General features: G+C 60.2%; 8 protein-coding genes. 4 read left to right on the top strand and 4 right to left on the bottom strand.

What is annotated here, in order from left to right:
• Positions 1–43 precede the first annotated feature (43 nt).
• Positions 44–514, bottom strand: coding sequence for a DUF1289 domain-containing protein (locus HYE77_RS31595; RefSeq protein ID WP_003209237.1), 471 nt, complete (start codon positions 512–514; stop codon positions 44–46).
• 394 nt (positions 515–908) lie between these two features.
• Between HYE77_RS31595 and acnB the strand changes: the two genes are divergently transcribed.
• Positions 909–3509 (top strand): bifunctional aconitate hydratase 2/2-methylisocitrate dehydratase, encoded by a 2601-nt coding sequence (gene acnB, locus HYE77_RS31590; protein WP_003209239.1) that lies wholly within the window; start codon positions 909–911, stop codon positions 3507–3509.
• A 33-nt stretch (positions 3510–3542) separates the two neighbouring features.
• Here the strand turns inward: acnB and HYE77_RS31585 are convergent, their stop codons facing one another.
• A complete protein-coding gene (locus HYE77_RS31585) occupies positions 3543–3965 on the bottom strand; it encodes a MerR family transcriptional regulator (RefSeq protein ID WP_008431339.1) in 423 nt (140 codons plus the stop codon).
• 69 nt (positions 3966–4034) lie between these two features.
• Between HYE77_RS31585 and HYE77_RS31580 the strand changes: the two genes are divergently transcribed.
• Both HYE77_RS31580 and poxB read left to right on the top strand, forming a co-directional pair.
• The gene (locus HYE77_RS31580; protein WP_177070509.1) at positions 4035–5267 is read left to right on the top strand and encodes an NADH:flavin oxidoreductase/NADH oxidase family protein; all 1233 of its coding nucleotides are present in this window, start codon (positions 4035–4037) and stop codon (positions 5265–5267) included.
• A 78-nt stretch (positions 5268–5345) separates the two neighbouring features.
• On the top strand, positions 5346–7070 hold the full coding sequence (gene poxB / locus HYE77_RS31575) for a ubiquinone-dependent pyruvate dehydrogenase (protein ID WP_008431335.1): 1725 nt from the start codon (positions 5346–5348) through the stop codon (positions 7068–7070).
• Positions 7071–7155: 85 nt separating this feature from the next.
• Here the strand turns inward: poxB and HYE77_RS31570 are convergent, their stop codons facing one another.
• Positions 7156–7713, bottom strand: coding sequence for an NADPH-dependent FMN reductase (locus HYE77_RS31570; RefSeq protein ID WP_008431334.1), 558 nt, complete (start codon positions 7711–7713; stop codon positions 7156–7158).
• A gap of 228 nt (positions 7714–7941) precedes the next feature.
• Between HYE77_RS31570 and HYE77_RS31565 the strand changes: the two genes are divergently transcribed.
• Entirely contained in the window at positions 7942–8178 is a 237-nt protein-coding gene (locus HYE77_RS31565) for a hypothetical protein (protein WP_003209248.1), read from the top strand.
• A gap of 4 nt (positions 8179–8182) precedes the next feature.
• On the opposite strand, the gene gspG is transcribed toward HYE77_RS31565, so the two are convergent.
• The gene (gspG, locus tag HYE77_RS31560; protein ID WP_102369043.1) at positions 8183–8611 is read right to left on the bottom strand and encodes a type II secretion system major pseudopilin GspG; all 429 of its coding nucleotides are present in this window, start codon (positions 8609–8611) and stop codon (positions 8183–8185) included.
• Between the last annotated feature and the right edge of the window lie 83 nt (positions 8612–8694).

Below are 8694 nucleotides of genomic sequence, written 5' to 3'. Positions count from 1 at the left end.
GAACCATAAGCGGCCGTTACCCAAATAACGGATATGTACTCAATCACCCCCCAAACGCATCCCTGAGAAACCCCGGCGCGATATACCGCTGATAATGCGCCTCGGACAAAATAAAAAACTCCCGATCAATCGCATCCCGCAACTCAGGCAACCCCCACTCCCGAAACTCCGGCATCAAAACCATCCCGTAAGCCTCCAGATTGCTGATCACCCGCGCCCCCCGGGCAATCAACTGATACGCCCAGCAGTACTCCGACTGATGCGGCACAAACCGAATCTTGCGCTGCTCCAGCTGCCCCCGCAGCATTTTAGGGTCAAACACCTCAAGCTTCCCGGCCATCACCTGCACCAACAACTGCTCCAGCCGCAGCCACACCGCACGTTTTTCTTCCTCGTTATACCCGTTCCACTGAATCACCTCATGGTGAAACCGCTTGCACCCCCGGCACACAAGATCGCCGTAAACCGTGGAGCACAGGCCTACGCAGGGGGTCTTGATGGTTTGGTTAGACATGGTCGACAACGCACAAATCAGCGAAACAGTTGCACATGTTAGCCCTTTGTCTAAGGTTGATCACCCTGCAAACTTGGCGCGGCAACTTACGTTTAGAATTTTTTTGCCGTAGAATCATCCGGCCTTGTAAGGCGCCAATAATCCGTTGGAAGCTGTTTTCAAAGCGTCACGAGCACAGTCGTTCCTAAAGAACGGTGTTGGCGATGGTTATTTACCCGGTAAATAGCCAGCGCCAACCCTCATCAGCTCCGTTCTGCAGGCGTAAAACTTTGAAAGCAGCTTCTGTGAGGATTGCCGGCAGCGCTGGCTCTACGGCCCAAAAAGCCCCTGAGCGCATGCGTGCCGTGCATTTCTGGATGAGCGTCCCGTGGGACCACTGATGAGGGTAATAACTGTGCTTGAAGCCTACCGCAAACATATCGAAGAGCGTGCAGCCCTGGGTATCGTTCCCCAGCCGCTTAACGCCGAACAAACCGCAGGCCTGGTCGAGCTGCTGAAAAATCCCCCGGCTGGCGAAGAAGAATTCCTCGTTGACCTGATCACCAACCGCATTCCACCAGGCGTTGACGAAGCTGCCTACGTCAAGGCCGGTTTCCTGTCTGCCCTGGCCAAGGGCGAAGCCACTTCTCCCCTGATCGACAAGAAACGCGCTGTTGAACTGCTCGGCACCATGCAAGGCGGCTACAACATCGTGACCCTGGTCGAGCTGCTGGACGACGCCACCCTGGCCCCCGTCGCTGCCGCCCAACTCAAGCACACCCTGCTGATGTTCGATGCTTTCCACGACGTCGCGGAAAAAGCCAGGAACGGTAACGAACACGCCAAAGCCGTGATCCAGTCCTGGGCCGACGGCGAGTGGTTCAAGAATCGCCCGACCCTGGCCGACAAGATCAGCCTGCGCGTGTTCAAGGTCACCGGCGAAACCAACACCGACGACCTGTCCCCTGCCCCGGACGCCTGGTCCCGCCCTGACATCCCGCTGCACGCCCTGGCCATGCTGAAAATGGCCCGTGAAGGCATCGTGCCGGATGAGCAAGGCAAGACCGGCCCGATGAAGCAGATCGAAGAAATGCGCGGCCAGGGCTTCCCGATCGCCTACGTCGGTGACGTGGTCGGTACCGGTTCGTCGCGTAAATCGGCCACCAACTCGGTACTGTGGTTCTTCGGCGACGACGTGCCTTACGTGCCGAACAAGCGCGCTGGCGGCTTCTGCTTCGGCAGCAAGATCGCCCCCATCTTCTACAACACCATGGAAGATGCCGGCGCACTGCCAATCGAGTTCGACGTTACCAACATGAACATGGGCGACGTGATCGACCTGTACCCGCATGCTGGCAAAGTCACCAAGCACAACAGCGATGAAGTCCTGACCACCTTCGAAATGAAGACTCCGGTCCTGTTGGACGAAGTCCGTGCCGGCGGTCGTATCCCGCTGATCATCGGCCGTGGCCTGACCGAAAAGGCACGTGCCGAGCTGGGTCTGCCACCTTCGACCCTGTTCAAGCTGCCGGAAGCCCCGGCTGAAAGCGACAAGGGCTACACCCTGGCGCAGAAAATGGTCGGCAAGGCCTGCGGCGTGGCTGGCGTTCGTCCAGGCACCTACTGCGAACCGAAGATGACCACCGTCGGCTCCCAGGACACCACCGGTCCCATGACCCGTGACGAACTGAAAGACCTGGCGTGCCTGGGCTTCTCCACCGATCTGGTAATGCAGTCGTTCTGCCACACCGCGGCCTATCCAAAGCCGATCGACGTGACCACCCACCACACCCTGCCTGACTTCATCATGACCCGTGGCGGCGTATCGCTGCGTCCGGGCGACGGCATCATCCACAGCTGGCTGAACCGCATGCTGCTGCCGGACACCGTCGGTACCGGTGGTGACTCCCACACCCGTTTCCCGATGGGCATTTCGTTCCCGGCCGGTTCCGGCCTGGTAGCGTTCGCCGCCGCCACCGGCGTCATGCCGCTGGACATGCCGGAATCGATCCTGGTGCGCTTCAAAGGTGAAATGCAGCCTGGTATCACCCTGCGTGACCTGGTTCACGCCATTCCTTACTACGCGATCCAGGCTGGCCTGCTGACCGTAGAGAAGAAAGGCAAGAAGAACGCTTTCTCCGGCCGCATCCTGGAAATCGAAGGCCTGGACAACCTGAGCATCGAACAAGCCTTCGAGCTGTCCGACGCCTCGGCTGAACGTTCGGCTGCCGGTTGCACCATCAAGCTGTCGAAAGAATCCATCACCGAGTACCTGAACTCCAACATCACCCTGCTGCGCTGGATGATCGGTGAAGGCTACGGCGATGCGCGTACCCTGGAACGTCGTGCCCAAGCGATGGAAGCCTGGGTTGCCAACCCTGAGCTGATGGTTGCCGATGCTGACGCCGAATACGCTGAAATCATCGAGATCGACCTGGCCGACATCAAGGAGCCTGTGCTCTGTGCGCCAAACGATCCGGACGACGCCCGTCTGCTGTCCAGCGTTGCTGGCGAGAAGATCGACGAAGTGTTCATCGGTTCGTGCATGACCAACATCGGTCACTTCCGCGCTGCCGGTAAACTGCTGGATCAGGTCAAGGGTCAGCTGCCAACCCGTCTGTGGCTGTCGCCGCCGACCAAGATGGACGCTCACCAACTGACCGAAGAAGGCTACTACGGCATCTACGGCAAGGCTGGCGCGCGCATGGAAATGCCGGGCTGCTCGCTGTGCATGGGTAACCAGGCACGTGTAGAGCCGAACTCGACCGTTGTGTCGACGTCGACCCGTAACTTCCCGAACCGTCTGGGTGACGGCGCAAACGTCTACCTGGCTTCGGCCGAGCTGGCGTCGGTGGCTTCCATCCTGGGTCGCCTGCCGACCGTCGAGGAGTACATGGAATACGCCGCGAAGATCAACACCATGGCCAGCGACGTGTATCGCTACCTGAGTTTTGACCAGATCGCCGAGTTCCGTGAAATTGCTGCAAGCGCCAACATCCCTGTGGTTCAAGCCTAAGGTTTTGTTGCTGTAAACGAACGCCGCGTATCGTCAGATGCGCGGCGTTTTTTTATGCGCCTCGATTGAGGCCCAGACCTTGTCCTGCGCCTGGGTGCACGGCGTGCCTTCCGGGTGCGCCTGGATCGTGGCGATCACCGCGCGTAACTCGGCCTTGCTCTGGTCCATTCGGGCTTGAAGCTCTTCTATCTGCGCAATCCTGCGCTCAAGCCTCAAGACGATATCGGCGCGTTTCGCCTCGCTCGGGGAATCGTCGGGCATCAGCGCCTTCAACTCCTGCAAGCTGAAACCGGCGCGCTGAGCGCCCTGGATCAATTGCAGCGTCTGCAACGTCTGCATGGGATAACGGCGATAGCCATTACCTTGTCGCTCGACCTGGATCAGCCCCTGGGCTTCGTAAAAGCGAATCTTCGAGGCTGCCAAGCCGCTGCGTTCCGCCAGTTCACCAATATTCATCGCCAACCCCATTGACCTTAAAGTGACCTTTAAGCTTAGCCTGAGCGCTCCCAATGTGAGGAGTCAAGCATGTCGCCCTTTGAAGCGTTGCAATTGCCCAACGGCCAGCTCATCAGTAACCGCATCGCCAAGGCGGCGATGGAAGAGAACATGGCGGATGCGAACCAGGCGCCTTCCGAGGCCCTGATGCGCTTGTATCAAGCCTGGGTCGACGGCGAGCCCGGCCTTATCCTGACCGGCAACGTGATGATCGACCGCCACGCCATGACCGGGCCCGGCGGCGTGGTGCTGGAAGACGAACGTCACCTGGACAAGTTTCGCCAATGGGCCGCGATTGGCCGGGCCAAGGGCGCGCAGTTCTGGGTGCAGCTCAACCACCCGGGCCGTCAGACCATGGCCAACCTCGGCCAGCAGGCCCTGGCACCTTCGGCGGTGGCCCTCGATCTCGGCGGTTTTTCGAAGATGTTCGCCCAACCCAAGGCCATGACCGAAGAAGATATCCAGGACGTCATCACGCGCTTCGCCACCAGCGCGCGTCTCGCCGAAAAGGCCGGCTTCAGCGGTGCGCAGATTCACGCGGCCCACGGCTACCTGCTCAGCCAGTTTCTCTCGCCCTTGAGCAACCAGCGCACAGACCGCTGGGGCGGCAGCGTTGAAAACCGTGCGCGGCTGTTGCTGGAAGTGATCAAAGCCGTGCGCGCCGCCGTGAGCGCGGATTTCTGCGTGGCGGTGAAACTCAATTCCGCCGACTTCCAGCGCGGTGGCTTCGACGCCGCCGACGCCCGCTCCGTGGTCGAACTGCTCAACCCGCTGGCCATCGACCTGCTGGAACTGTCCGGCGGCAGCTACGAAGCCCCGGCCATGCAAGGCGAGGCTCGCGACGGACGCACCCTGGCCCGCGAAGCCTATTTCATCGAGATGGCCAGCGACCTGGCGAAAGTCGCCAACATGCCGGTGATGGTCACCGGCGGCATCCGGCGCTTGCCGATCGTGCAGCAAGTCCTGGACAGCGGCATCGCCATGGCCGGGATCGCCACCGCGCTGACCCTGGAGCCGCACCTGATCAAGCAATGGCGCGCCGGCCGCGATCTCAACCCGCAATTGCCGCCGATCCGCTGGAAGCGCAAACCCCTGGCCAGCCTGGCGAGCATGGCAGTGGTGCGCTATCAGCTTCGCCGCCTGAGCCGTGGCCGCCAGCCGAAACCCGGGGTGACGCCGCTGCTGGCGTTGATAAAAGACCAACTGTTTATCGCCCGCCGCACTCGGCAATATCGCGCTGCGATGACCAATTCTTCACATTGAGCGGGGAGCATTCAGCGCCATGGAACTGTCCTTAACTGATCAGCAGCTTTTTACCCTCACTGACGATTGGAGTTCTTCATGGCGAAAATCACCCTGGCCCAGCAATTGGCGACCACCCTTGAACAGGCGGGCATCAAGCGCATCTGGGGCCTGACCGGCGACAGCCTCAACGGCCTGACCGACTCCCTGCGCACCATGGACAGCATCGAGTGGATGCATGTGCGCCACGAAGAAGTGGCCGCGTTTGCCGCCGGTGCCGAAGCCGCCGCCACCGGCGAACTGACCGTATGCGCCGGCAGCTGCGGCCCCGGCAACCTGCACTTGATCAATGGCCTGTTCGATTGCCATCGCAACCACGTGCCGGTGCTGGCCATTGCCGCACAGATCCCCTCCTCCGAGATCGGCCTGAACTACTTCCAGGAAACCCATCCCCAGGAACTGTTCAAGGAGTGCAGCCACTTTATCGAGCTGGTGACCAACCCCGAGCAGATGCCTCACGTGCTGCACCGTGCCATGCGCTCGGCGATCCTCAACCGCGGCGTAGCGGTGGTGGTGATTCCGGGGGATGTGTCACTGTTGGAAGTAGAAGATAAATTCAAACCGTGGCCGGCCCTGCTGGCACCGCGCACCTTGCCGGCGGAACAGGACCTGCAACGCCTCACCGACATCCTCGAACACAGCGGCAAAGTCACCCTGCTGTGTGGCAGCGGCTGTGCCGGCGCCCACGATGAGGTGGTGGCCCTGGCCGACGCCCTCGGCGCGCCCGTGGTGCATGCCCTGCGCGGCAAGGAACATGTGGAGTGGGACAACCCGTTCGACGTCGGCATGACCGGCCTGATCGGCTTCAGCTCCGGCTACCACGCCATGCTCAACTGCGACACGCTGATCATGCTCGGCACCGACTTCCCGTATCGCCAGTTCTACCCGACCGACGCAAAAATTATCCAGGTCGACCGCAACCCACAGGCACTGGGCCGGCGTGCCACGCTGGACCTGGGCATTGCAGCTGACGTCAGTGAGACCATCCAGGCGCTGCTGCCGCGCCTGACCCGCAAGACGGACCGCAGCTTCCTCGAAACCTCGCTCAAGCATTATGAAAAAGCCCGCCAAGGGCTGGATGACCTGGCGGAACCGTCAAAGGCCGGCCGGCCAATTCACCCGCAATACGTTGCGCGCCTGCTCAGCGAACTGGCGGACGACGACGCAATCTTCACCGCCGACGTTGGCTCGCCGACAGTCTGGGCGGCGCGTTACTTGAAAATGAACGGCAAGCGCCGGTTGATCGGCTCGTTCAACCATGGCTCGATGGCCAACGCCATGCCCCAGGCCATCGGTGCGCAAGCCGCGTTTCCCGGGCGCCAGGTGATTTCGATGTCCGGCGACGGTGGGTTCACCATGCTGATGGGGGATTTCATCAGCCTGGCGCAACTGAACCTGCCGGTGAAGCTGGTGGTGTTCAACAACTCTTCTTTGGGCTTCGTCGCCATGGAGATGAAAGCGGCGGGCTACCTGGATACCGGCACCGAGCTGAAAAACCCGGACTTTGCCGCCATGTCCAACGCCATGGGCATCCTCGGTATTCGCGTAGAGCAGTCCGAAGACCTGGAACCGGCCCTGCGCCGCGCACTGGCCCACGACGGCCCGGTGCTGGTGGACGTGGTCACCGCCACCCAGGAACTGGTGATGCCGCCGAGCATCAAGCTGGAGCAGGCCAAGGGCTTCAGCCTGTACATGCTCAAGGCGGTGATGAGTGGGCGCGGTGATGAGGTGATCGAGTTGGCGAAAACCAACTGGCTGCGTTAATAGCGCCGTAGTGGCCGACCACGCGGCCTGACCGCAGACAAAAAAGACCCCGCTTAAATAGCGGGGTCTTTTTTCGCACGGCTGATCAGCCGTGCTGTTTTTCCACCCACTTGCCATAGGCGTCGATAAACGCCTGCAAAAACGGCTTGGTCTTTTCCGAGACCTTGCCCGACTCATCGAACACGCTGCCCGCACCGCCCAGATAGGCTTCCGGCTGCTGCATGCACGGCACATCGAGAAACACCAGCGACTGGCGCAAATGGTGATTGGCCCCAAAACCGCCGATGGCGCCGGGGGACACACTGATCACCGCACCCGGCTTGCCGCTGAAGACACTCTGGCCATAAGGACGTGAACCGACGTCAATCGCATTCTTCAATACACCCGGCACGGAGCGGTTGTATTCGGGGGTCACAAACAACACCGCGTCGGATGAACGCACGTGTTGACGGAAAGTACTGTAGGCTGCCGGCGGTGCAGCACCGTCGATGTCCTCGTTGTAGAGCGGCAAATCGCCAATTTCGACAATGTTCAACTTGAGGTTGGCGGGCGCCAACTCGGCCAGTGCCAGGGCGACCTTGCGGTTGATCGACTCTTTTCTCAAGCTGCCGACCAGTACGGCAATCGTGTAGACCTTGCTCATTGGGGTTTCCCGATTTCTGACTTAAGGAGTTTGTAGTTATAGAGCCTGCGCGACGCTATCACCAGCGCGTTTTTGCAATCCCCAGGGACGTTTACACCGCAGATGGATTTGTAAGTAATGTCTGAAAAAGTCAACGAATAGTATTTTTTTTCAATAGGTAAACTACCCCGCTCTCCTACGGTCTACAGAACCGCAAATCGAGTGTTTATCTCCAGAGGTTCTAAACAGATGGCAGCAGTACTTGTCGGACAGTTCCATGCCAGAGACGCGGAAGGTCGCGTTTATTCGGTGCATGAGTTCCAGGAATCCAACCCGCCCCTCGACGGCCTGGCTGGCTCGGCGCCCACCACCACCTACAAGCTGGCCATTGGCGACCGCGTAGAAAAACTGGATGGCGATGAGTTCAGGCTGATTCAGTCGGGCACTATCATCACCCGCGAATCCGCCACGATCCACGCTTCATAAGACGTTATTCCCCATAGGCGATATCAACATTATCGCCGACGCCTCCTAGTGTCCGGTCCTTGCCGAACGAGAACAGATCAAAGTTGGTTTTGGCCTGGCTGGGAGGATAGTGGTACTGATAGGCCACGCCCCAAGGGTCCGTCAGCATGTCCTGATCCTTGAGATAGGGGCCCCGCCACTTCCCTTCTCCCGCTGGCTGAACCGTCAACACCGCCAGACCCTCGTCGTCGGTAGGATAACGCCCTACATCCTGATGAAACTGCTCGACCGCCTTGCCCAGCTCTTTCAACTGGACCTTGGCCGTGGCGATTTCCGATTGGGTCACGTCGCCGAAGATCCGCGGCCCCACCGCAACCGCCAACACACCGACCACCAGCACCACCACCAGCAGGTCCCACAACGAAAACCCGCGCGTGTCTGTTTTACCGAGCATCGATAAGGCTCCCCCGTGGATCCTCTGGTTGATACGCCCTTTGTATGACCTGCTGGTTGCAGGCGCCAAGGGACTTGATCGTG

Source organism: Pseudomonas sp. IPO3774 (assembly GCF_013386835.1).
GTDB lineage: Bacteria > Pseudomonadota > Gammaproteobacteria > Pseudomonadales > Pseudomonadaceae > Aquipseudomonas.
This window is presented reverse-complemented; position numbering and strand designations above follow the sequence as displayed.

Coding starts and splice junctions, on each gene's coding strand:
- HYE77_RS31595 (WP_003209237.1), bottom strand. CDS start 514: ATGTCTAACCAAACCATCAAGACCCCCTGCGTAGGCCTGTGCTCCACG.
- HYE77_RS31585 (WP_008431339.1), bottom strand. CDS start 3,965: ATGAATATTGGTGAACTGGCGGAACGCAGCGGCTTGGCAGCCTCGAAG.
- HYE77_RS31580 (WP_177070509.1), top strand. CDS start 4,035: ATGTCGCCCTTTGAAGCGTTGCAATTGCCCAACGGCCAGCTCATCAGT.
- poxB (WP_008431335.1), top strand. CDS start 5,346: ATGGCGAAAATCACCCTGGCCCAGCAATTGGCGACCACCCTTGAACAG.
- HYE77_RS31570 (WP_008431334.1), bottom strand. CDS start 7,713: ATGAGCAAGGTCTACACGATTGCCGTACTGGTCGGCAGCTTGAGAAAA.
- HYE77_RS31565 (WP_003209248.1), top strand. CDS start 7,942: ATGGCAGCAGTACTTGTCGGACAGTTCCATGCCAGAGACGCGGAAGGT.
- gspG (WP_102369043.1), bottom strand. CDS start 8,611: ATGCTCGGTAAAACAGACACGCGCGGGTTTTCGTTGTGGGACCTGCTG.